Origin of the sequence: Microbacterium hibisci (assembly GCF_015278255.1) — a bacterium.
In the GTDB taxonomy this organism is placed as follows: Bacteria; Actinomycetota; Actinomycetes; order Actinomycetales; family Microbacteriaceae; genus Microbacterium; species Microbacterium hibisci.
The window spans coordinates 711,978-735,133 of record NZ_JADIJC010000001.1 but is presented as its reverse complement, the minus strand read 5'-3'; the positions used below and the strand labels follow the sequence as shown (position 1 = coordinate 735,133).

At 71.2% G+C, this 23,156-nt stretch carries 20 protein-coding genes and 2 tRNA genes; 15 read left to right on the top strand and 7 right to left on the bottom strand.

The window, feature by feature from the left end; genetic code table 11:
• Positions 1-9: 9 nt before the first annotated feature.
• Complete coding sequence (locus tag IM770_RS03490; protein WP_203579696.1) at positions 10-975, bottom strand: hypothetical protein; 966 nt, start codon at positions 973-975, stop codon at positions 10-12.
• Positions 976-1,085: 110 nt separating this feature from the next.
• On the opposite strand from IM770_RS03490, the gene IM770_RS03485 reads away from it, so the two are divergent.
• The gene (locus IM770_RS03485) at positions 1,086-4,277 is read left to right on the top strand and encodes an MFS transporter (protein WP_203579695.1); all 3,192 of its coding nucleotides are present in this window, start codon (positions 1,086-1,088) and stop codon (positions 4,275-4,277) included.
• A gap of 137 nt (positions 4,278-4,414) precedes the next feature.
• Positions 4,415-6,337, top strand: a complete 1,923-nt coding sequence (locus IM770_RS03480) for a serine/threonine-protein kinase (RefSeq protein ID WP_203579694.1) — start codon at positions 4,415-4,417, stop codon at positions 6,335-6,337.
• On the opposite strand, the gene IM770_RS03475 is transcribed toward IM770_RS03480, so the two are convergent.
• On the bottom strand, positions 6,318-7,283 hold the full coding sequence (locus IM770_RS03475; protein WP_203579693.1) for an aminoglycoside phosphotransferase family protein: 966 nt from the start codon (positions 7,281-7,283) through the stop codon (positions 6,318-6,320). The two genes, IM770_RS03480 and IM770_RS03475, sit on opposite strands and share 20 nt — an antisense overlap.
• Before the next feature lie 73 nt (positions 7,284-7,356).
• Here IM770_RS03475 and IM770_RS03470 point away from each other — a divergent pair, with 73 nt between their 5' ends.
• From IM770_RS03470 to IM770_RS03455, 4 genes are all read left to right on the top strand, one after another.
• Positions 7,357-8,136 (top strand): DeoR/GlpR family DNA-binding transcription regulator, encoded by a 780-nt coding sequence (locus IM770_RS03470; RefSeq protein ID WP_203579692.1) that lies wholly within the window; start codon positions 7,357-7,359, stop codon positions 8,134-8,136.
• Entirely contained in the window at positions 8,133-9,110 is a 978-nt protein-coding gene (locus IM770_RS03465) for a 1-phosphofructokinase family hexose kinase (protein ID WP_203579691.1), read from the top strand. Before IM770_RS03470 ends, IM770_RS03465 begins: the two co-directional genes overlap by 4 nt.
• Positions 9,107-11,176 carry a PTS fructose transporter subunit IIABC gene (locus tag IM770_RS03460; protein ID WP_203579690.1) on the top strand — a complete coding sequence of 690 codons (2,070 nt, stop codon included), beginning with the start codon at positions 9,107-9,109 and terminating at the stop codon, positions 11,174-11,176. The genes IM770_RS03465 and IM770_RS03460 overlap by 4 nt, the downstream gene beginning before the upstream one ends.
• 64 nt (positions 11,177-11,240) lie before the next feature.
• Positions 11,241-11,510 carry an HPr family phosphocarrier protein gene (locus IM770_RS03455; RefSeq protein ID WP_203579689.1) on the top strand — a complete coding sequence of 90 codons (270 nt, stop codon included), beginning with the start codon at positions 11,241-11,243 and terminating at the stop codon, positions 11,508-11,510.
• 108 nt (positions 11,511-11,618) lie between these two features.
• Here IM770_RS03455 and IM770_RS03450 read toward each other — a convergent pair whose 3' ends face one another.
• Entirely contained in the window at positions 11,619-12,257 is a 639-nt protein-coding gene (locus IM770_RS03450; RefSeq protein WP_203579688.1) for an MBL fold metallo-hydrolase, read from the bottom strand.
• 107 nt (positions 12,258-12,364) lie between these two features.
• Between IM770_RS03450 and IM770_RS03445 the strand changes: the two genes are divergently transcribed.
• Both IM770_RS03445 and IM770_RS03440 read left to right on the top strand, forming a co-directional pair.
• Positions 12,365-12,440 (top strand) — tRNA-Glu (locus tag IM770_RS03445).
• A gap of 41 nt (positions 12,441-12,481) precedes the next feature.
• A tRNA-Glu gene (locus IM770_RS03440) sits at positions 12,482-12,554 on the top strand.
• 81 nt (positions 12,555-12,635) lie between these two features.
• Here IM770_RS03440 and IM770_RS03435 read toward each other — a convergent pair.
• The 4 genes from IM770_RS03435 to IM770_RS03420 are packed head-to-tail and all read right to left on the bottom strand — an operon-like array spanning position 12,636 to position 15,150.
• Positions 12,636-12,992 carry a DUF202 domain-containing protein gene (locus IM770_RS03435; protein WP_203579687.1) on the bottom strand — a complete coding sequence of 119 codons (357 nt, stop codon included), beginning with the start codon at positions 12,990-12,992 and terminating at the stop codon, positions 12,636-12,638.
• A complete protein-coding gene (locus IM770_RS03430; protein WP_203579686.1) occupies positions 12,989-13,351 on the bottom strand; it encodes a YidH family protein in 363 nt (120 codons plus the stop codon). Before IM770_RS03430 ends, IM770_RS03435 begins: the two co-directional genes overlap by 4 nt.
• 54 nt (positions 13,352-13,405) lie before the next feature.
• Positions 13,406-14,587, bottom strand: coding sequence for a DUF4349 domain-containing protein (locus tag IM770_RS03425; RefSeq protein ID WP_203579685.1), 1,182 nt, complete (start codon positions 14,585-14,587; stop codon positions 13,406-13,408).
• Positions 14,584-15,150 carry an RNA polymerase sigma factor gene (locus IM770_RS03420; protein WP_203579684.1) on the bottom strand — a complete coding sequence of 189 codons (567 nt, stop codon included), beginning with the start codon at positions 15,148-15,150 and terminating at the stop codon, positions 14,584-14,586. Before IM770_RS03420 ends, IM770_RS03425 begins: the two co-directional genes overlap by 4 nt.
• 247 nt (positions 15,151-15,397) lie before the next feature.
• Between IM770_RS03420 and IM770_RS03415 the strand changes: the two genes are divergently transcribed.
• The 7 genes from IM770_RS03415 (at position 15,398) to IM770_RS03385 (ending at position 23,155) form a co-directional block, all read left to right on the top strand.
• Positions 15,398-16,471, top strand: coding sequence for a TerC family protein (locus IM770_RS03415; protein WP_203579683.1), 1,074 nt, complete (start codon positions 15,398-15,400; stop codon positions 16,469-16,471).
• Between the two features lie 245 nt (positions 16,472-16,716).
• The gene (gene leuC / locus IM770_RS03410) at positions 16,717-18,189 is read left to right on the top strand and encodes a 3-isopropylmalate dehydratase large subunit (protein ID WP_203579682.1); all 1,473 of its coding nucleotides are present in this window, start codon (positions 16,717-16,719) and stop codon (positions 18,187-18,189) included.
• 1 nt (position 18,190) lies between these two features.
• On the top strand, positions 18,191-18,787 hold the full coding sequence (leuD, locus tag IM770_RS03405; RefSeq protein WP_203579681.1) for a 3-isopropylmalate dehydratase small subunit: 597 nt from the start codon (positions 18,191-18,193) through the stop codon (positions 18,785-18,787).
• A 75-nt stretch (positions 18,788-18,862) separates the two neighbouring features.
• Positions 18,863-20,245: a UDP-N-acetylglucosamine 1-carboxyvinyltransferase gene (gene murA, locus IM770_RS03400; protein ID WP_239065617.1), complete on the top strand. Its 1,383-nt coding sequence runs from the start codon at positions 18,863-18,865 to the stop codon at positions 20,243-20,245.
• A gap of 4 nt (positions 20,246-20,249) precedes the next feature.
• Positions 20,250-21,014: a lysophospholipid acyltransferase family protein gene (locus IM770_RS03395; RefSeq protein WP_307785362.1), complete on the top strand. Its 765-nt coding sequence runs from the start codon at positions 20,250-20,252 to the stop codon at positions 21,012-21,014.
• Positions 21,004-22,137, top strand: coding sequence for an NAD(P)H-dependent glycerol-3-phosphate dehydrogenase (locus IM770_RS03390; RefSeq protein ID WP_203579680.1), 1,134 nt, complete (start codon positions 21,004-21,006; stop codon positions 22,135-22,137). Before IM770_RS03395 ends, IM770_RS03390 begins: the two co-directional genes overlap by 11 nt.
• Positions 22,037-23,155, top strand: a complete 1,119-nt coding sequence (locus IM770_RS03385; RefSeq protein ID WP_203579679.1) for a D-alanine--D-alanine ligase family protein — start codon at positions 22,037-22,039, stop codon at positions 23,153-23,155. Before IM770_RS03390 ends, IM770_RS03385 begins: the two co-directional genes overlap by 101 nt.
• The last annotated feature ends 1 nt before the right edge of the window (position 23,156 follow it).

Here is a 23,156-nt window from a genome sequence, read left to right as displayed (position 1 = left end):
GGTCGGCGGCTACTTGATCGTGCCCCGGACATCGTTGAGGAAGAGCACGACCAGATGGAGGTCTCCGGCGTTGTCGCGGGTGCTCGCGGTCGTGTCGGTGCAGAACTCCTGATCCGGGCCGATGACGCCCTTCGCCGGACAGGCCGGCGTGGTCGCCAGCGCGCCGGTCGCCGTCTGCGACCACAGCGCGCGGAACTGCGACACGCCACCCTGGCCGCACACCGACTTGTCGCACACGATCGTCATCCGCGCCGGGGCGGTGCGGGTGTACAGATCCGTCATGTCGGCGAGGAACTGCGTGACGAGAGCCCCGGGCCGGCACGTGTCGCCGGCGGGGCAGGCGCCGAGTGAGAGCGCGACCGTGCCCGTCGCTCCGCGCGGCAGAGCCAGCACGCCGCACATGGGGTGCGCGGCATCGACCGTGGCGCAGCCGGTGCCGTCGGCGCCTGCGACGCCCTGCTTGAGCGCGGCCGATTGGCCGTCGAGGAGGTTCAGAGCGAGATCGACGGGGAAGGATGCCGTGACCGCTGTGAGGACGGACTTCTTGTTCACCGTCTGCACGCTGACTCGCAGCGCGGCGGAGACCGCCGAGTAGGACGTGCTGATCGTGGCGCTCGAGGCGCCCGCGGGGATCGTCGCCCGCGTGACCGCCAGCCCGCCGGGGCCCGGGGCGGTGAGGATCACATCAGTGGCGGTCGGGTAGCCGGCGGGGATGGTACCGCTCCACAGCGACACCTCGATCTCGAACGGCGTGTCGATCGCGGCGAGCACCCCGGGCATCGATGCCGCGGGGACGCTCGACAGCTGCGAGGCGATCCCCGGGTCGGTGCGGGCGACCGCGCTGATCGACGTGGGCTTCGCGGCGGGCGCCGCCGCGGCGGGGACCGCCATGGCGAGCGGCGCAACCAGCGCCAGCACTCCCACCGCTACGGCGACGACGCGCCGGCGAGCGGCGTGTAACGGCTGAGATGACATGGCACGGCTCCTCGTCGGTTCAGGTCATCCCAGCCTCGCGGGCGGGCGCGCGGAAAAGATCCGTGAGATCACTGAGGTTTCGGCGTGCGCGCTCCCGCATCCTTGGCGACATGGCGATCGAGTCTCGTGCGGGCACCGGCTCCCCACCGCACGACGGCGCATCGCGCCCGGCGGCCGGTCGCAGCCGCGTCCCCGGACGCACGGTCCTGCTCGTGGCGTCCTTCGGTGCGCTGCTCGCCTTCCTCGACGCGACGATCGTGAACATCGCGTTCCCGAGCATGCGGGAGGACTTCCCCGACGAGTCCATCGGCACGATCTCGTGGGTGCTCAACGCCTACAACATCGTGTTCGCGTCGTTCATGATCGTGTTCGGACGGCTCAGCGACGTGATGGGCCGCCGCCGGCTGTATCTCATCGGGGTGGGGGTGTTCACGCTGGCATCCCTGGTGTGCGCGGCGGCACCGTCGGTCGCGGTGCTGGTGGTGGCCCGGGTGGTGCAGGCGCTCGGTGCGGCGATGCTCGTGCCGGCCTCGCTGGCGGTCGTGATCGATGGGGCGCCGGCGGGTAGGCGTGCGCGGGCGGTGGGGCTCTGGGCCGCCGCCGCGGCCGTCGCGGCCGGGCTGGGACCACCCATCGGCGGCATCCTGGTGGAAGCGGGCGGCTGGCGGTGGGCGTTCTGGATCAATCTGCCGCTGGGAATCCTCGCCTGGTGGCTCGGCCGCGGCCTGCTCGTCAACAGCCGGGCACCGGGTCGTCGGCGCATGCCGGATCTGCGCGGCGCCGTCCTGCTCGCGGGCGCTCTCGGACTGACCACGCTGTCGATCATCAAGGGATCCGAGTGGGGCGCGTCGAGCGTGACGCTGTGGCTCGTCGTCGGCGGTGCGGTCGTGCTGTTCGCGGCGTTCGTCGCCAGCTCGATGCGGCACCCCGTGCCCGTTCTCGACCTCGCCATGATGCGCAACCGGCCGTTCCTCGTGGCCAACATCGTGACGCTGGTCGCCGGCGTCGGTTTCTTCGCCTACATGCTCACCAACGTGCTGTGGCTGCAGTACGTGTGGCAGTACTCCGTCTTGGATGCCGGTCTCGCGCTCGTGCCCGGTGCGATCGTCGCGGCGATCACCGCGGGGCTGCTCGAGCCGGTGGCGGCGAGGTACGGCTACCGGTGGATCATCGCCACGGGCTTCGTCGTGTGGGCTCTGGGGTACGTGTGGTATCTGACCGTCGTGGAGGTCACGCCCGACTTCTGGCTGCAATGGCTCCCTGGCCAGATCATCAGCGGGGTCGGCGTCGGCGCGACCCTGCCGCTGCTGGCGGCGTCCACCCTGGTCACGCAGCCGGGCGGGCGGTATGCGACCGCCTCAGCGGTGATCTCCAGCGCACGCCAGATCGGAGGGACCATCGGCGTCGCGCTGCTGGTGGTCATCCTCGGCACCCCGTCCGCGATGACGATCGTCGACGATCTGCGCGACGGGTGGAAGCTGTGCATCGCATCCTTCGTCGCGGGAGCCGTGATCACGCTCTTCATGGGACGGGTGCGTCCGCCGACGGATGACGGGGGCCCGGAGCCGATCGACCCGTCACGGCTTCACGAACCGGATGCCGAGCGATCGGTGCTGCTGCGGCGCGAGCTTCCACCCGTCGAGGAGTCGCTGTTCGCGCGGCTCCCGGCGGCCGTCCGCGAGCGCATCGAGCAGACGGCGCCGCACCGGACCGTGGCGGCGGGGGAGTGGCTGCTGCGGCAGGGCGATCCGGCGTCGTCCATGTTCGTGCTTCTCGCCGGCCGTGCGGAGGTGGTGATCGGCGGGCGGGTCGTGCGCGAACTCGGGCCGGGCGCGGTGATCGGCGAACTCGCCCTGCTCACGGGCGGGGTGCGTTCCGCGTCCATCCGGGCGCGTCGCGACTGCCGGCTGATCGAGGTCCCGCGCGCGGTGCTCGACGAGGCGATCGGGCAGGATCCGGCCGCGCTCTCCGCGCTCGTGACCGCGCTGGCCCACCAGCTCGCGAATGCCAGTCCACCCACCGCGCCCCGGGCGTCTCGCCCGAGTCTCGTGGCTGTGGTCGGCGCGAGCGCGGGCGCCCCGGTCCGAGACGTCGCGGCCGCGCTGGAACGGGCACTCTCCGTGCATCTGCGGGTCGCCGCCATGCACGAGCCGCACACGCCCGACGAGATCGATCGTGCGGAGCGGACGCATCAGCTGGTGCTGCTGGTCGCGCCGGGCGGCGACGCGGAATGGGCGGCCCGCTGTGCGCGCGAGGCCGACGCGGTCGTGCTGGTCGCCGCCGGCGAGGAGCCGCCGGACGGCGTGCCGCTCTCGCCGACCCGTCCCGAACTGGTGCTCGTGGCCTCGTCGGAGCGGGGCGTCGCACGTGAGACGCGACAGGTCTGGCTCGACGCCGTCGATCCCTGGCGCTTCAGCGAGGTCGGCCGGGGTGACCTGGCCGCCACAGGACTTCCGCCGGGGATGCGCGGGCTCGTCGACCGGCTCGCCGGTCGGTCGCTCGCGCTCGTCTGCGGCGGGGGAGGAGCGCGTGCGCTGACCCACATCGGGGTGCTGCTCGAACTCGAGGCCGCCGGCATCCATGTCGATCGGGTCGCCGGCACCAGCATGGGCGCTGTCATCGGCGGCCTGTACGCCACGGGCGTGAGCGCGGCCGAGGTCGGCGACGCCGCGTACCGCGAGTTCGTGCGCCACGACGTGTTCGGCGACTACGGGCTGCCGCGCACGTCGCTCATCCGCGGCAGGCGCGTGCAGCGGTCGCTCGCGCGCAGTTACGGCGACTGGCGGATCGAGGAGCTGCCGCGCGGGTTCCGATGCGTCAGCACGGACCTCATCACGCGCTCCGCCGTCGTGCACCGCTCCGGACCCCTGGTGGACGCGATGAGAGCCACCTCACGGATCCCCGTGGTGTTCACCCCGATCGTCAGCGAGGGGCGTCTGCTCATCGACGGGAGCGTCCTCGACAACCTTCCGGTCGACACCGTCACCGAACGCGCGGAGGGGCCGATCATCGCTGTCAACATCTCGGCCGGCAGCCGCAGGCCGCCGGCCGCGCCGGGACAGCCGCCGCCCCCGGTGCGCATCCCGCCGCTCGGCGAGACGATGATGCGGACCTTCATGATCAACGGCGGCGACGCCGCGGGGGCGCAGCGTCTCGGCGCCTGGGTGATCACGCCGCACTCGATGGGCGTCGGCTTCCTCGAGTTCCACCAGTTCGATCGGCTCGTCGAGTCGGGACGCGCCGCAGCCCGCACGCTGCTGGATCAGACCGGGGGAGATCTGTTCGCCGCCTCGAGCAGGTGATGGTCGGGTCGCGATCGACCACGCCGTGCGTCCGGGCGATGTCCGCCGCTTCCACACCGTCGCCGCGGATGCAACCCCCTCGGTTCTCGCCCCAGCCGGCGTAGCGTTCACGCCAGGTTGCGAGGGGTGGGGCACCGATGAGTACACCGTCCGCCCTGGTCGCCGATCGCTACCGGCTCGTGAGGATGCTGGGAGCGGGCGGGATGGGCGTCGTGTGGCAGGCGTGGGACACACGCCTGCGGCGACCGGTGGCGCTCAAGATGCTGCGCACGCAGCCCGAGCTCACCGACAGCGAGCGACAGGTCGCCACCGACCGGGCGATGCGCGAGGCCCGGAACACCGCCGGCCTTCACCACCCGCACGCCGTCACGGTGTTCGACGTCGTCGAGCACGAGGGGCAGCCCTGCATCGTCATGCAGCTGATCGAATCCACCCCGCTGTCGGAACTCCTGCGCGAGCACGGCGCGCTGACGCCGCTCGAGACCGCGCGGATCGGAGCGCAGGTCGCGTCGGCGCTCGCGGCCGCACACGACTTGAAGATCGTCCATCGCGACGTGAAGCCGGGCAACATCCTGATCGCGGGAGACGGCTCGGCGATGATCAGCGACTTCGGCATCTCGCACGCACTGGGCGATACGACCATCACCGCCACGGGGATGATCCACGGCACCCCGGCGTACCTGGCTCCCGAGGTGGCGCGCGGCCTTCCGACGAGCTTCGCCTCCGACGTGTTCTCGCTCGGCTCGACGTTGTATGCGGTGGTCGAGGGGGAACCGCCGTTCGGCACCGACCGCAATCCGATCGCGCTGCTGCACAAGGTGGCTCGCGGCGGCTACCCGGTTCCGAAGCACGCCGGGCCGCTGGCAGCGCCGCTTCGCCGCATGCTCGCCTCGCAGCCGAAGCGCCGGCCCAGCATGCAGTCGGTGGCGGAGATCCTCATGTCGCTGCAGCACGAGCACGCGGCCGCGGATCTCTCCGACGACCTGCGCACGCTGGGATTCGGCGCCCACGCTGTCACCGCGGCTGCCGGTGTCGCGCCGGCGGGTGCGCCGAACCGTGGCAGCGCCGACGAACATCCCGCGACGCCCGAGACGATGCCGTTCACGCAGGCCGCGGCGGCGGCGTCGGCTGAGGAGCACCCAGACGGGCCGGGGGCGGCCGCGACGGTCCCGCTCGGGGATCACGCCGCGGCGGTCCCGCTCCGCGAGGACGCGCCGACGGTCCCGCTCGAAGACGACGCCGCAACGGGGGCGCACGATGACACCGCGCCGCCTCCGCCCGAAGTCCCGATCTCCGACCCGCTCGGCGCGCCGTCGCTCCCTGCGCCCATCGGGCGGACACGGCCGATGGACCAGCCCACGAGCTACCAGCCGCCGACGGCGGAGACCGAGCCGCTGGGCCGCGCGGCGCCCGCGGCCCCCGCGGTCGGCGAGGCCCCGGCGTGGACGACGCAGACTCCGCAGGAAAAGGCGCCGCGGACCACCACCCGGCGCCGTCGTGCCGGAATCATCGCGGGTGCGGTCATCCTGCTCGTCGCGCTGGGGGTCGGCGCTGCGCTGGTTCTCAATCTCCTGCGTCCGGGCGGCGTGCCGGAGGCGGATCCCACGCCGGCGCCGGCGGCGAGCACGACGGCTCCCGAACCGACGAGCGGAACACCCCAGCCCGTCGCGCCCCCCGCCACCCCTTCGGCGCCTCCGACCGAGGTGCCGAGGGAGGAGGAGCCCGCGCCGGTGGCACCCGAGCAGCGGGTGACCGACACCATCTCCGGCTACTACGCCATGATGCCGGGTGACCGCGACGCCGCCTGGCCCCTCATGACTGCCGACTATCAGGAGAACCACGCCGGCGGGCGCGGGGGGTACGACGCGTTCTGGTCTCAGGTGGCCGAGGTCTCGGCGTCACAGGTGAGCGCCACCGGTCCGGATCAGGGGCAGGCGACCCTGACCTATCGGTTCCACGACGGTCGCGTCGTGGAGGAGGTGACGAGGTATCGCTTCGTCGACGAAGGCGGCGTGCTGAAGATCGCGGCGACCGAGGTGCTCAGCAGTCGCGGACTCTGAGGCGTGCGGCTCCGGTGCCGTCCACTTCCTCCGGGGAGAGCACCTGGGCCACGGCCTCCCGTCCGAGGGCGAAGTAGTCGGGATTGTCGTCGCTGTGGGCGAGCAGCATGAGCGCGACGGCCACCGCCCAAGCGTGCGACCGGATCCAGACCGCGTCGTCGTAGCGGTCTCCCGCGGTGTCGACGAATCGTGATCGCCCCTCGGCGTCGAAGGCCAGCCACGCGACCGCGAGGTCGTAGGCCGGATCGCCGGCGGTCACGTCGCCGAAGTCGATGATCCCCGCGAGCGTCTCGCCGTGGGCGACGAGGTTGCCCGGGTGCAGATCCCCGTGGATCCAGACCGGCGGGCGATCCCACGGCGCCGCCGCGACGCCGCCGCGCCAGATTCCCAGGAGAGCGGTTGCGGATGCCGCGTCCACCGTGCCGCGGCCCTGCAGGTCGCGCACCCGCGCCTCCACCGCGTCGGCGCGGGCGGCGAGCGGATGGCCCCGGAACCGGTTGACGGGGTGGTCGGCGGGGGCGTCGACATGCAGTGCCGCGAGGGCGTGTGCGAGAGTTCCGGTCCACGGCGTCCGCCGGGACGCGGTGACGTCCAGCGCCCGCTCGCCTTCGATCCACGGCACCACCGACCAGACCCACGGATAGCCCTCGCCGGCCACGCCGTGCACGAGCGGTGCGGGAACCCGGACGCCGAGAGGCGCGAGTCGGTCGGCGATCCCCGGGAGCACTGCCTGCTCGTGCCGAACCAGGGGGGCCGCGACCGCTCGCCGGGGAAGACGGACGGCGTAGTCCTCGCCGAGTCGCCACACCTCGCTGTCCCAGCCCTCCGCAACCTTCGTGAGGCTCAGCCGGTCGACGTCGGGGATCGCGGTCTTCGCCTGGCTGCTCAGCAGTCTGCGGATGAGCGCCTCGGTGATCTGGACTTCGGCAGCAGGTTTGTCGGGCACTGTTCGAAGATACTTGGTTGCGTTTATGTGGGAACGTGTTGTATTGTGTGGGAATCCGATGAAGGGTGTCCACATGTACGCGACGGAGCGCCACGAGCAGATCGAGCTCCTGCTGGCCTCTCAGGGCCGTGTCGGCGTCGTCGAGCTCTCAGATCGCTTCGACGTCACGACCGAGACGGTGCGGCGCGACCTCGATCTCCTCGAATCGCGCGGTGCGCTGCGCCGTGTGCACGGGGGAGCAGTGGCCCGCGAGCGTGCCAGCACCCGCGAGCCCTCGCTCGCCGAGCGGCTCGAGCGCCACGGCAGCGCCAAGGCGGCCATCGGCCGCCGCGCGCTCGACGCGCTCGGCGCCGACTTCAGCGGCTCCCTGTTCCTCGACGCCGGCACGACCACGAGCGCCGTGGCCGCCGCGCTGACCCCGCGGCTCGCCGAGTCCCGCATCGAGGTGGTCACCCACTCGCTCACCCTGGGCCACACGCTCGCCGGCGTTCCCGGCGCGTCGCTGTCGCTGGTGGGCGGGCGGGTCCGCGGGCTCACCGCCGCGGCGGTGGGCGCCGACACCGTCCGCACGATCGGTGCACTCCGCCCCGATGTGGCCTTCGTGGGCACCAACGGCGTGTCCGCGGGCTTCGGACTCAGCACGCCGGATCCCGACGAGGCCGCGGTCAAGCGCGCGATCGTCCAGTCCGCGCGCCGAGTGGTCGTCGTGGCCGACGCGGAGAAGCTCGGTGCCGAGCTGCTCGTCGGCTTCGCGTCGCTGTCAGACATCGACGTGCTGGTGACGGATGCCGCGCCCGACGCCGAACTCGCGTCCGCGCTCACGGAGGCCGATGTGGAGGTCTGGCTCGCATGATCGTCACACTCACCGCCAACCCCTCCCTGGACCGCACGATCACGCTGCCGGCGGCGCTGCGGGTCGGTGACGTGCAATCCGCCGCGTCGGCACGCGAGGATGCCGGGGGAAAGGGCATCAACGTCGCCCGCGCCGTCACCGCGGCCGGTGAAGAGTGCACCGCGGTCCTCCCGCTCGCCATCGGCGACCCGTTCGCCGCCGCGCTGCGCGAGGCGAACGTGCACACGCACCGGGTCGCCGTGGCCGGCGCCGTCCGGGCCAACCTCGCGATCACCGATCCGGCCGGGGTCACGACGAAGCTGAATCTGCCGGGCGCCGGGCTGTCGCCCGACGAAGTCGGCGGGGTCATCGACGCGGTGGTCGCGGCATCCGTCGGCGCACGCTGGCTCGTCCTCGCGGGCTCGCTGCCTCCCGGCGCAGGCGAGGACTTATACGTCCGCGTGATCGCCGCGGTCCGTGCGGCGCACGGGGCGGCCTCCCCGCTCGTCGCCGTCGACACGTCGGGCGCGGCTCTGGCCGCCGTGGTCGCCGACGGCGCGCCCGATCTCATCAAGCCGAACGACGAGGAGCTCTCCGAGCTCGCCGGCGCGACGCTCGGCCAGGCCGACGCGGGCGCGATCGCCGACATCGCGCGCACGATCGTGCCGACGCGCGCACGCTCCGCCCTCATCACGCTCGGGGCCCGCGGCGCCCTGCTGGTCGACGCGGACGGCGCGTGGGCGGCGACACCGCCGCCCATCCAGGTCGTCAGCACCGTCGGCGCCGGCGACAGCTCACTCGCGGGCTACGTGCTCGCCGCCACGCGCGGTGCCGGCCCCGAAGAGCGGCTTCGCCTGGCCGTCCGCTACGGGGCGGCCGCGGCATCCCTTCCCGGCACGCAGGCGCCGGCCCCCGCGGACCTGCCCTCGGGCGACGTGCCCGTCACCAGACTCGCCGAGCATTCATCCACCCCACGACCCAGGAGGTCATCGTGACCGACACCATCACCCCAGGCCTGGTGAGCCTCGACGCGCCACTGGGCGCCGACAAGGCCGCCGTCATCCGGTCGCTCGCCGCCCGCGTCGTCGCGCAGGGCCGCGCGATCGACGCCGACGCGCTCTTCGACGACGCGTGGGCGCGCGAGCAGAAGGACGAGACCGGGCTTCCCGGCGGAATCGCCATTCCCCACGCCAAGAGTGCGGCCGTCACGACGCCCTCCCTCGCATTCGCGCGGCTGAATCCGGGCGTCGACTTCGGAGCGCCTGACGGCGCGGCCGACCTCGTCTTCCTCATCGCCGCGCCCGCGGACGCAGCCGAAGCGCACCTGGCGGTGCTGTCCAAGCTCGCCCGCAGCCTCATGCAGGAGGACTTCACGTCAGGTCTGCGCGCCGCGACGACCGACGACGACGTGGTCGCGATCGTGCAGACCGCCATCGGGGAGAGGGACGCCGCAGCCGCCGCGGCGCCCGCAGCAACAGCCGCCGCCCCCGCCGCAGCAGCCGCCCCCGCGGCAGCCGCCGTCGCGCCTGATGCCCTCACGATCGATGGACGTCCCGCCCGGATCGTCGCCGTCACCGCGTGCGCGACCGGCATCGCGCACACCTTCATGGCCGCCGATGCGCTCACCGCCGCCGGCAAGAAGGCCGGTGTCGACCTCGTCGTCGAACCCCAGGGCTCGAGCGGCTACCAGGCGCTCCCCGCCGACGTCATCCGCGGAGCCGACGCCGTCATCTTCGCCACCGACGTCGACGTGCGCGAACAGCAGCGGTTCGCCGGCAAGCCCGTCGTGCGCTCCGGGGTCAAGCGGGGCATCGAGCAGCCCGAGCTGCTCGTGGCCGAGGCCGTGGCCGCCGCCAACGACCCGACGGCGACGCGCGTCGGCGGCGAGGCCGCGACGGCGTCGGCCGCGCCCGCCGAGACGCTGTCGTGGGGCGCCCGCATCCAGCGGATCCTCCTCACCGGCGTGAGCTACATGATCCCGTTCGTCGCGGGCGGCGGTCTGCTGATCGCCCTCGGCTTCCTGTTCTTCGGCGACGACTACGCCGCCCCGAACAATGCGACGACCGTGATCGTCGAGAACTCGCTGTGGGATCTGCCCGAAGGCGGACTGGGCATCTACCTCGGGTCGGTGGCGTTCGCCATCGGCGCTGCGTCGATGGGCTTCCTCGTATCTGCCCTCGCCGGGTACATCTCCTTCGCGATAGCCGACCGCCCGGGCATCGCGCCCGGCTTCGTGGCCGGCGCGATCGCCGTGACGATGAATGCCGGCTTCATCGGCGGCATCGTCGGCGGTCTGCTCGCCGGTGTCACCGCATGGTGGATCGGCACGTGGCGCGTGCCGCGCTGGCTGCGCGGACTGATGCCCGTGGCCATCATCCCGCTGCTGGCGTCGATCGTGGCGTCGGGTCTCATGGTGCTGTTCCTCGGACGGCCCATCGCGACGCTGATGGTGTTGCTCACCGACTGGCTGAACCAGCTCGCCGGCAGTGCGGGCATCGTCGCGGTCGGGGTCGTCCTCGGCCTCATGATGTGCTTCGACCTGGGTGGCCCCGTCAACAAGGTCGCCTACGCCTTCGCGGTCGCGGGGCTCGCCGCCGCCACGCCGGAGAACACCACGCCGTACCTGATCATGGCGGCCGTGATGGCCGCGGGCATGGTGCCGCCGCTCGCGATGGCGCTCGCGTCCACGGTGCTCGCGCGCAATCTCTTCCCGCCGGTGGAGCGTGAGAACGGAAAGGCGGCGTGGCTGCTCGGCGCGGCGTTCATCAGCGAGGGTGCCATCCCCTTCGCGGCGGCGGACCCGCTGCGCGTGATCCCCGCCTCGATGGTCGGCGGCGCGGTGACCGGTGCGCTCACGATGGTCTTCAGCGTGCAGTCGCTCGCGCCGCACGGCGGACTCTTCGTGTTCTTCGCCATCGACCCGTTCTGGGGCTTCCTCGTCGCGATCGCCGCCGGAACCGTGGTCTCGGCCTTCGCGGTGATCGCCCTCAAGAAGTGGGTGGGCCGCAAGGAGCTCGAGCAGGCCGAGGCCGTCGAGATGGCCGTACCCGTGGCGGCCTGAGGTCGTCGTCCGACAGAATCGGAAGCGTCGACCGGCCGAGGTCCGACGCAGACAGGAGAGAACCATGGCAGAACGTCAGGCCACCATCGCCAGCAGCTCCGGACTCCACGCCCGCCCCGCGAAGCTCTTCGTGCAGGCCGTGCAGGCGCAGCCCGTCCCGGTCACGATCGCCGTCGAAGGCGGCCCCGACCTCAACGCCGGCAGCATCCTGTCGCTGATGGGTCTGGGCGCCTCGCAGGGCACGGTCGTGACCCTGAAGGCCGACGGTGACGGCGCGGACGAGGCGCTCGACGCCCTGGTCGCCCTTCTGGAGACCGATCTCGACGCCCAGTAGAAAACTGACCGCCCGTCCGGCCGCGTCGCCGCACGGGGAGAACGAGACGACGGATGCCGCAGATCGAAGCTGCTGCGGCATCCGTCGTCCGCGTCTGCGGAGTGTGGGTCAGATGTCGGTGCCCTCGCCCGGGTTCAGCGCGACGAGTTCGCCGCCGCCCTGCTCGGCGGCCCACGCGAGCCGTGCGCGCCCCATGTCGCGGCCGGCGACGGAGAGCGTCATGTCGTGGGTTCCGAACACGCGCCGCGGCGCGACCGCGAGGACGAAGTCCATCGCCTCGCCGATCTTGAGCCACGGCGCGCCGACGGGCGAGGCGAGCAGCTTCACCGACCGTCCCTCGGGGACGGCGTACGAGTCGCCCGGATAGTAGAAGTCGTCGTTGACGAGCACTCCGACGTTGTCGACGACCGGGATCGACTTGTGGATCACGGCGTGCGTGCCGCCGAAGAACTCGAGGCGGAACGGCTCGAGGTCGATGACGTCGCCGGGGTGGACCAGGGTGATGTCGTAGTCGCCGGCGACCTTGGCAACGCCCTCGGGTGCGAAGATCGGCGTGTTCGGGAAGGTGCCGAGGATGCGGTCCAGGTGGTCCGCGGTCCAGTGGTCGGGATGCTCGTGCGTGATCACGATCCCGACGACCCCCTCGAGCTCGCCGAGGGGAGCGGTGAAGGATCCGGGGTCGATCACCAGCGTCTTGCCGGTGTCGACCAGGGTGAGGGTGGCGTGCTCGAACTTCGTGACTCGCATGCGTCGAGTCAAGCGTTCCGCCGCCGCCCGGGCAAGGAGAACCGGGATCCCCGTGCCGATTTGGAGAGGGCCTGCGCGCCGTGGCATAATCGAACGGTTGCCTGAACGGCCCCATCGTATAGCGGCCTAGTACGCCGCCCTCTCACGGCGGTAACGCGGGTTCGAATCCCGCTGGGGTCACCAGTCAAGCAACACGTCGCAACAGCCGTTGCGGCACGCTGTACGGCCCCATCGTATAGCGGCCTAGTACGCCGCCCTCTCACGGCGGTAACGCGGGTTCGAATCCCGCTGGGGTCACACAGAAATCGAAAGCCCGGTCCACCAGGACCGGGCTTTCGGCTTGTCCGGCAGCCGGGGCGAGAGGTCGGGAGGCCGTCGTCAGAGCGCGGCCATGGTCAGGACGACGACGGCCGACAGACCACCGCAGCCGACGACGAAGAGCGTCAGCGCGAAGAGCAGGGCCGAGCCGGGAAGCCCTCGCGGGTCGTCGTCGACGAGCGCGCGGTTGACGCGGAGGTGGCGTGCGCGCGCGAGCGTCCACAGCACCACGGCGAAGGCGAGGCCGGCGATGCCCGGCGCGAGCAGCAGCTGGGCCTGGGCGGAGTCGGACGCGGCGGCGGGCAGCACCCGCAGCGCGACGAGCGAGCCGACGCCGATCGCGAGCGCGGTGCGCCGCCACGCGAGCTCGGTGCGCTCGGGCTGCAGACCCGGATCGAACACGCGCCGGTCGGTCATCGGAGGATCACGCCGAGGAGCACGAGCGCGCCCACCCCCACGATGACGACTGCCAGCGCGATGCTCGTGGTCGAGCCGGGCAAAGGCGAACCGGCGCGCAGCGCACGCTCCGTGCGACCCCACTCCTGCCACGCCAGGACCGGGAGCAGCAGACCCGCGACGATGAGGACGAGAGAGGCGGCCAGTCGGAGCCCCGACTGCAGATCCAGGCCGAGCGCCTCCAGCGCCACGCCGCCGGCGATCAGCGCCAGCGCCGTCCGGTTCCAGGCGAGGAATGTGCGCTCGTTGGCGAGGCTGAATCGCGCATCGGGCTCTTGGCCCGTTCCATACACCGACTGGGGGAATCTCCGGCGGGTCACCGTCTCACCGTATCGGCGCGCCGCCCGGATGCGCCGACACGGTCAGCAGAGGTCTCAGTCCCGCCGCTCGGCGGCGGTGGCGGCATCCGTCTCCGCCCGCCGCAGGCGCTCCGCCCTGCGCCGGCGGCCGAGGCGGATGACGCCCCACACGATCAGGCCGACGACGCCGGCGACCGCCAGCCAGGGGATCAGGAAGCCGAGGGCGACGACGATGCCGTTCAGGGTGGCGACGAGTCCGTTCCAGCCCGCGGCCAGACCGTCGCCGAAACCCGCGGGGTCGGCGGTGACGGGCTCGACGTCCGGGACCACGGTGACCGAGAGCGTCGACATGGCGACCTGCTCGTCGAGCATCTCGAGCTGCTGCTGGTACGACTCGAGGAGCGCCTGGCGCTCGGCCAGGGCCGACTCCGCCGCGATGAGATCGGTGACGCTCTGCGCCTGCGCCATCAGCTCGGCGAGGCGGTCCACCGACGCCTGTGCCGCGTCGATCCGGGCCTGCAGATCGAGGGTCTGGGCTGTCACATCCTGTCGCGAGACGTTGGTCGCGGTGACCTCGCCGACGTCGTCGAGCTCGTCCACCATGTCGGGAAGCTCGTCGGAGGGCACGCGGACGGTGATCCATGCGCCGTCGGTGGGAGACGGGGAGGGGTAGGTGTCGTAGACCATTCCGCCCTCGGGCGTCATCGGGTAGACCCTGCCGTCGCTGCCGACGCTCATCGACTCCACATAGCCGCCGTGGGCGACCGCGGAGTTCCCGATCGCACGCACCGCCGCGTCGACCTCGTCGACCCTCACGGTCGCCGAGGCCGTCGTGATGATGTCACGGTCGGTCTGCGCCGCTCCGGCAGCTCCGACAGCTCCGCCGGCGGCGTCGCCCTGGCCGGACGACTCCTGGCCGAGCGTCAGCGGGCCGGCGTCGCGCGAGTCGGTCACGGCCGCGTCGGATCCGCTCTCGGCGCTGCCGCCGTCGGCGGGCGCCTCCGGCGCTACAGCGGGCTGTTCGAGAGACGTGATGTCGGGTCCGTCGATGAGACTGCCGACGGACGGCGCGATGACGGCCGCCACTGCGATGATCGCGGCCGCCGCTCCGCCCGCGAGCCACAGCTGCCCGCGCCGGGTGGTCTTGCGCGAGCGCCCGCGGGCGATGTCGGCGAACAGCGCGTCCTCGATCTCGTCGATGCGCTCGGGGGTCAGTTCAGGCAGGGAGGAAGGGGTCCCCGCGGGCCGGGTGTTCATGTGCTCTCCTTCACGACGGTCCGCAGACGCGTGCGGATGCGGGAGAGACGATTGCGGACGACGCCATGGGCCACGCCGAGTTCGTCGGCGGCGGCCTGATAGGCGTAGCCCTCCGTGGCGCAGAGCCGGAAGATCGCCCGATCGAGCTCGCCGAGGCCAGCGACCTCGCGAAGGATCGCCTCGGCCAGTTCCGCGTCGATCACCTGCTGCTGGACGTCGACGGTCGCCGGGAGGGTCTCGTCGACGGCTGCCGCGGTGTGCTCGCGATCGCGGCGCTGCCGTCGCACGCGGTTGGCGCTCTGGAAACGGCAGATCGTTGCGAGCCAGGGCAGCAGCGAGTCTCCGGCGAGGTCGAGACCCGGCAGCTTGCGCCAGGCGACGAGGAACGTCTCCTGGGTGACCTCCTCGGCGTCGGCCGGATTGCCGACCAGCCCGTGCGCCAGCCAGTACACCGGCCGCACGTACGCCCGGTAGAGCGTGCGGAAGGCGCGCTCGCTCCCACCCGCGGCCAGCACCACGAGTTCGGCGTCGCCGGTGGCACCCGGCGGGCGGTCGTCGGCCATCCCCATCCTCCGAATCATCTCTCACCCCGTCAGTGTCCGCGAGGTCCGCATCGTCTCACGGCGCACGGGTCCCGCTTCCCGGCTGTATCCTGTTCCGAGCGAGAGGGAGTATCCCGTCACCGCGCATCCGTCATCACGGGTCCCGATACCGCGACCCCGGGTGTGCGCCGCAGGCGATCCGCCGGCGGGGGAGAGACTTTCGGCATCGACCGACCCCTCACACGTTCCCCCTTTCGAAAGGCCCTGAATGGACCTCGAACTCCCGCTGTGGTTCGAAATCGGATCCCTCGTGATCCTCTCCCTGATCCTCCTCGCGGATCTGCTGCTGATCCTGAAGCGGCCGCACATCCCCTCGACCCGGGAGTCGACGCTGTGGGTCGTGTTCTACGTGACGCTCGCCCTCATCTTCGCGGGGATCATGTGGATCGTCGCCGGGCCCGAGTACGCCGGCCAGTTCGTGGCCGGCTGGCTCACCGAGTACAGCCTCTCGATCGACAACCTGTTCGTTTTCGTGCTCATCATGAGCCAGTTCGCGGTGCCGCGCCGCTACCAGCAGGAAGTCCTGATGGTCGGCATCATCATCGCCCTCGTGCTCCGCGGCATCTTCATCCTCGTGGGCGCCGCGGTCATCGAGCAGTTCAGCTGGGTGTTCTACATCTTCGGCGCCTTCCTCGTGTGGACGGCCTGGCGGCAGGCCTTCCCGGGCGGCGCGCACGACGATGAGGTGAAGCAGGAGGCGTTCGTCGTGCGCCTGCTGCGTCGCACGATCGACATCAGCGACCACTACGACGGTGCGAAGATCCGCACCGTCGTCGACGGCAAGAAGATGTGGACGCCGATGATCATCGTCTTCGCGGCGATCGGCGTGACCGACCTGCTGTTCGCGATCGACTCGATCCCCGCGATCTTCGGCATCACCCAGAGCGCGTTCATCGTGTTCACGGCGAACATCTTCGCCCTGATGGGTCTGCGCCAGCTCTACTTCCTCCTGGGCGACCTGCTCGACCGCCTGCGCTACCTCCACTACGGCATCGCGTTCATCCTCGCGTTCATCGGCCTGAAGCTCGTCTTCCACGCCATGCACGTGAACGAGCTCCCGTTCATCAACAACGGCGAGCACATCGAGTGGGCGCCCGAGATCTCCACCTGGATGTCGCTGGGCGTGATCGTGCTGTCGATGGCCGTCGCGACGATCGCGAGCCTCGTCGCCTCGGCTCGCGAGCGGCGAGCGGCGACGCCGGATGCCGCGGCCGCGGTCGTCGCCGACGAGAAGGGCACCCCGCCCACGGTGGAGCAGCCGCACTCCGACGAAGGTCGCTGACCTCTCGCTTCGCGCCGGGCCGTCCTCGACGCCCGGCGCGAAGTCGTGCGTGCACGCAGCCACGGGCAGCCTTATGACGCCCCCGACCGGCCGTCAGCGGCGGCGGTGGTAACCTGGGCGACGTGCGGATCGCTCGCCTCCTCCTTAGCGGCCGCGACGAGTCCTAGTTCCCAGGCCTCACTCGTCGCGGAGTTTCGTCGCGGGCCCCACCCCAGGGCAGAGTCCCTTCTGAGGAGAACTGAGCAATGAGCATTCCCCACGCAGCCGGCATTCCCGACCGCCCGCGCACCCTCGCCGAGAAGGTGTGGGACGACCACCTCGTCGTCAAGGGCGAGGACGGCCAGCCCGATCTGATCTACATCGACCTCCACCTCGTCCACGAGGTCACCAGCCCGCAGGCTTTCGACGGCCTGCGCGCGGAGGGTCGTCCGGTGCGCCGCCTCGACCTCACCATCGCCACCGAGGACCACAACACCCCGACGCTCGACATCGACAAGCCGATCGCCGACCTGACCAGCCGCACGCAGATCGAGACGCTGCGTCGCAACGCCGCCGAGTTCGGCGTCCGTCTGCACTCGCTGGGCGACGCCGAGCAGGGCATCGTGCACGTCGTGGGCCCGCAGCTGGGCCTCACCATGCCTGGGATCACCGTCGTCTGCGGCGACTCGCACACGTCGACGCACGGCGCCTTCGGCGCGATGGCGTTCGGGATCGGCACGAGCGAGGTCGAGCATGTGCTGGCGACCCAGACGCTGCCGCTCAAGCCCTTCAAGACGATGGCCATCACCGTCGAGGGCGAGTTGAGGCCCGGCGTCACCGCGAAGGACATCATCCTCGCCGTCATCGCGAAGATCGGCACCAACGGCGGCCAGGGCTACGTGCTCGAGTACCGCGGCAGCGCCATCCGGTCGCTGTCGATGGAAGGCCGCATGACGATGTGCAACATGTCGATCGAGGCGGGCGCCCGCGCCGGCATGGTGGCGCCCGACGAGACGACGTTCGCCTATCTCGAGGGGCGCCCGCATGCGCCGAAGGGGCAGGACTGGGACGACGCCGTGGCCTACTGGCGCACGCTGCCCAGCGACGAGGGTGCGGTGTACGACGCGGAGGTCTTCCTCGACGCGAGTGCACTCGAGCCCTTCGTCACCTGGGGGACCAACCCCGGCCAGGGCGTCTCGCTGAGCGACTCGGTGCCCTCGCCGGACGACTTCGCAGACCCCAACGAGCGTGCCGCCGCCGAGCGCGCCCTGGAGTACATGGATCTCGTTCCCGGCACTCCGCTCAAGCAGGTGCCCGTCGACGCGGTGTTCATGGGGTCGTGCACCAACAGCCGCATCGAGGACCTGCGCGCGTTCGCGTCGGTCGTCGAGGGTCGCAAGAAGGCCGACGGCGTGCGTGTGATGGTCGTGCCGGGCTCGGCGCGCGTGCGGCTGGAAGCCGAGGCGGAAGGCCTCGACAAGGTCTTCACCGAGTTCGGCGCCGAATGGCGCTTCGCGGGCTGTTCGATGTGCCTCGGCATGAACCCCGACCAGCTCGCGCCGGGGGAGCGCTGCGCCTCGACGAGCAACCGCAACTTCGAGGGCCGGCAGGGCAAGGGCGGACGCACGCACCTGGTCTCGCCGCTCGTCGCCGCCGCGACCGCCGTGCTGGGGCGCCTCGCGAGCCCGAGCGATCTTCCCGCGCCCGTCGCGGCCGCAGCCGAGGGCACGGAGGTCTGAGATGGACAAGTTCACGACGCACACCGGAGTCGCCGCGCCGCTGAAGCGCTCGGCGGTCGACACCGACCAGATCATCCCCGCCGTCTACCTCAAGCGCGTCACCAAGACGGGCTTCGAGGACGCGCTCTTCGCGAACTGGCGGCAGGATCCCGACTTCGTCCTCAACCAGCCCGTGTACGCCGGGGCGAGCATCCTCGTCGCAGGCCCCGACTTCGGCACAGGCTCGAGCCGTGAGCACGCCGTCTGGGCGCTGCGCGACTATGGCTTCAAGGTCGTCCTGAGCCCGCGGTTCGCCGACATCTTCCGGGGCAACGCCGGCAAGCAGGGCCTGGTCGCGGGCGTGATCTCGGAAGACGACCTCGAGGCCGCGTGGGCTGCTCTCGAGGCTGCCCCCGGGGCGACCATGACGGTCGATCTCGAGGGCCGGACGGCCACGATCGGCGAACTGAGGCTCGGTTTCGAGATCGACGATTACACTAGGTGGCGGCTTCTCGAAGGGCTCGACGACATCGGGCTCACCCTGCGCGACGAAGACAAGATCGCGCAGTTCGAGGCTCGCCGAGAGGCGTGGCGGCCGCGGACGCTTCCCGTTCCGTAAGCCGGGCCGGGCGCCCGAACCCGGGTACCCGACCGCCGCAAAGCACCTCTTGCACACCAAGTGAGGATCCACCGGATGAAGCCACTTCTGAATGTCGCCGCAGGCGAGAGCACAGCTGCGAAGGCGGGGGAGCAGGAAGTGACCGGTGAGGTTCTGGCGATCCGCGGCGGTCGGCCGCTGACGGGACGCGTCGAGGTCAAGGGGGCGAAGAACCTCGTCACCAAGGCCATGGTCGCGGCCCTTCTCGGAGAGACGTCCAGCACGCTGCGGGATGTGCCCGACATCAGCGACGTCCAGGTCGTGCGCTCGCTGCTCGAAGTGCACGGCGTGCGGGTGTGGGACGGTGAAGAAGAAGGCACCATCCACTTCGACCCGAGCGGCGCGGTGGCGGCGCACTTCGAGGCGATCGACGCGCACGCGGGCGCATCGCGCATCCCGATCCTGTTCTGCGGGCCGCTCCTGCACCTGCTCGGCGAGGCGCTCATCCCCGACCTCGGCGGCTGCCGCATCGGGGACCGCCCGATCAACTTCCACATGGACGCGCTCCGCGCGTTCGGCGCGGTCGTCGACAAGAGCTACGAGGGCATCCGCATCACGGCCCCCAACGGCCTGCACGGCGCGAACATCGAGCTGCCGTACCCCAGCGTCGGCGCCACCGAGCAGGTGCTGCTGACGGCGGTGCGAGCCAAGGGCGTCACCGAGCTGCGCAACGCGGCGATCGAGCCCGAGATCATGGATCTCATCGCGGTGCTCCAGAAGATGGGCGCGATCATCTCGTACGAGCCGAACCGCGTCATCTTCATCGAGGGCGTGGACTCGCTGCGCGGCTACGACCATCGGGCCATCTTCGACCGCAACGAAGCCGCCTCATGGGCGTGCGCCGCACTCGCCACTGACGGCGACATCTTCGTGGGCGGCGCCCGCCAGCAGGAGATGCTGACCTTCCTCAACGTCTTCCGCAAGGCGGGCGGCTGGTTCGACGTCCACGAGGACGGCATCCAGTTCCGCCGCGACGGACGGCTGAAGTCCGTCGTCGTCGAGACCGACGTGCACCCCGGCTTCATGACGGACTGGCAGCAGCCGCTCATCGTCGCGCTCACCCAGGCCGAGGGGCAGTCCACCGTCCACGAGACGGTGTACGAGAACCGGCTGGGCTTCACCGAGGCGCTGAACCTCATGGGCGCCGACATCGTCGTGCATCCGCGCGGCCTCGACGCCCCCGGTCGGCGTGTCCCGCGTCGCGCACTCGAGCAGGCCGCGGTCATCAACGGTCCCACGCCGCTGCACGGCGCCGACGTGGTCGTGCCCGACCTCCGCGGCGGCTACAGCTACGTCATCGCCGCGCTGGCGGCCGAAGGCGAGTCGATCGTGCGCAACGTGGGAATCATCCGTCGGGGCTACGAGAAGTTCTTCGCCAAGCTCGACATGCTCGGCGCCGACTTCGACGTCATCGGATAGTCCGGTGGCGACCGATCGACTGCGGGCCTCGACGGAGAAGACCCGACCGAGCGTCTTCTGGCCGCTTGCGGCCATCGTCGTGCCCCTCGTCGGCCTGATCTTCAAGATCGAGGTCGAGGGCGGCGAGAACCTCCCGCGCGAGGGCGCGTACGTCCTCGCCCCGAACCACCTCAGCGAGATCGATCCACTCGTCGTCGCGGTGGCGGTCTGGCGGGTCGGCCGCGCCCCGCGCTTCATGGCCAAGGAGAGTCTCTTCCGGGTCCCCGGCCTCGGCTGGGCGCTGCGCGCCACCGGCATGATCCCTGTGGCGCGTGCCACGTCGGCCTCGGCGGCGCGCGCGACGCTGGAGGCGTCCGAGACCCTTGCGCGGCATGGCCGCGGTGTGATCGTGTACCCCGAGGGATCGCTCACCCGCGAGCCCGGGCTGTGGCCCATGCGCGGCAAGACCGGTGCGGTCCGGCTGGCGCTTGCCGGCGGCATCCCGGTCATCCCCATGGCGCACTGGGGCGCCCAGCAGGTGCTCCCGCGCTACGGCAAGCTCAAGCTGTGGCCGCTCCGCCGCCGCGTGCGGGTTCTGGTCGGCCCGCCGGTCGACCTGTCGGAGTACGCCGATGCCGGGACCTCCCAGACCGCGCTCGTCGAGGCGACCGACGTTGTGATGGCCGACATCGCCGGCCTGCTGTCGCAGCTGCGTGCCGAGCCCGCCCCGGTGGAGCGGTGGAATCCGGCCGATCACGGCCAGAAGGAGACGGGCCGCCTTGAGCCGTAGGGACGCCGCGCGCCCGCGCGTCGCCGTGATCGGCGCGGGCAGCTGGGGCACGACATTCGGGAAGATCCTGGCCGACGGCGGCGCGCACGTGACCATGTGGGCCCGGCGCCCGGAGCTGGCGACCGAGATCCAGGAGGGCAAGCGCAACAGCGAGTATCTCCCGGGCATCAACCTGCCCCGCGACATGCACGCGACGCACCACCTCTCCGAGGCCCTCGACGGAGCCGACCAGGTCTATCTGTCGATCCCCAGTCAGGCCGTCCGGCAGAACCTCAAGGCCGTCCGTCCGCTCATCTCGAAGACCGAGACGCCGATCGTCTCGCTCATGAAAGGGGTCGAGCGCCGGACGGGCCTGCGGATGAGCCAGGTGATCGAGCAGGAGCTGCACTGCGACCCGGCGCGGGTCGCGGTCGCGTCCGGGCCGAACCTCGCTCTCGAGATCGCGCGGGAACAGCCCACCGCGGCGGTCATCTCGTCGACCAGTCAGGAGACCGCCGAGGCGGTCGCACGGCTGGCCCGCAACCGCTACTTCCGCACGTTCGTCAACACCGACGTCATCGGCACCGAGTTCGGCGGCGTGCTCAAGAACCTCATCGCCGTGGCGATCGGCATCGTCGACGGCGTCGGCTACGGCGAGAACACCAAGGCGTCGATCATCACGCGGGGTCTGGTCGAGATGACCGACTTCGCGGTCGCCTTCGGCGCCCATCCCGAGACCCTGCAGGGCCTCGCCGGACTCGGCGACCTCATCGCCACGTGCCAGTCGCCGCTCAGCCGCAACAACACCGCCGGGCGCCTGCTCGGCCAGGGCTACCGCTTCGACGACGTCGTCAAGCAGATGAACCAGACGGCGGAGGGTCTCGCGTCGGTCGCGCCGATCCTGCAGCTGGCTCGTGAGGTGGGCGTGCAGATGCCCATCGTCGAGCAGGTGAAGATGGTGCTCGACGGAACCATGAACCCGCGCGACATCGCGCCGCATCTGACGACCGATGACGACACCCCCCAGGGCGAGAGGACGACGAATGGACAAGCCGGCGGTGGCGGTGCTCTTTGGCGGTCGATCCAGCGAGCACTCGATCAGTTCCGCAACGGCGGGAGGGGTGCTGCGGGCGATCGACCGTGACCGCTACCGGGTGATCCCCATCGGCATCACCCGGGAGGGCGTCTTCGTCCTCGAGGACGACGAACCCGACAAGTTCGCGCTCGACGCCGAACGCCTGCCCGAAGTGGTCGACAACGGCACCCGCGTCGTGTGGCCCGAAGGCGGTGCCGACCGCACGCTCCGGGTCCGCCGTCCCGACGGCGCCCTCGACGAGCTGGGCGGCGTGGACGTCGTCCTGCCCATCCTGCACGGCCTCCACGGCGAGGACGGCACGGTCCAGGGCTTCTTCGACACGCTCGGCATCCCATACGCGGGCGGGGGCGTGCTCGACTCGGCACTGTGCATGGACAAGCACTTCATGAAGATCGTGCTCGCCGCCGCCGGCGTGCCCGTCTCGCCGTGGGTCACCGTCACGCGTGCGCGGTGGGAGAGCGACCCCGAAGGGGTGCGAGCGGATGCCGCAGCCCTCGGCGAGCCGTCCTTCGTCAAGCCCGCCCGCGCGGGGTCGAGCGTCGGAGTCTCGAAGGTGCACGATGGGTCGGAGCTCGACGCAGCGCTGGCGCTGGCGTTCGCCGAGGACGACAAGGTGCTCATCGAATCCGCGATCGTCGGCCGCGAGGTCGAGGTCGCGATCCTCGAGGGACGCGGCGGCGCCGGGCCGCGCGCATCGCTCCCGGGCGAGATCGTGCTCACCACGCGCGAGTTCTACGACTTCGAGGGCAAGTACCTCGGCGGCGACGGCGCGGACGTGGTGTGCCCCGCCGATCTGACCGACGCCGAGATCGCGGCGATCCAGGATCTCGGCATCCGCTCGTTCCTCGCCGTCGACGGCAAGGGGCTCGCGCGTGTGGACTTCTTCCTGACGGCCGACGGCCTCTACGTGAACGAGCTCAACACGATGCCGGGCTTCACGCCGATCTCGATGTTCCCGAAGTGCTGGATCGCCTCGGGCATGTCGTACGGCGAACTCATCAGCGAGCTCGTCGACACCGCCCTCGAGCGCGCGGGTGCGATGACCGCCGCGGCGTCCGCGCGCTGAC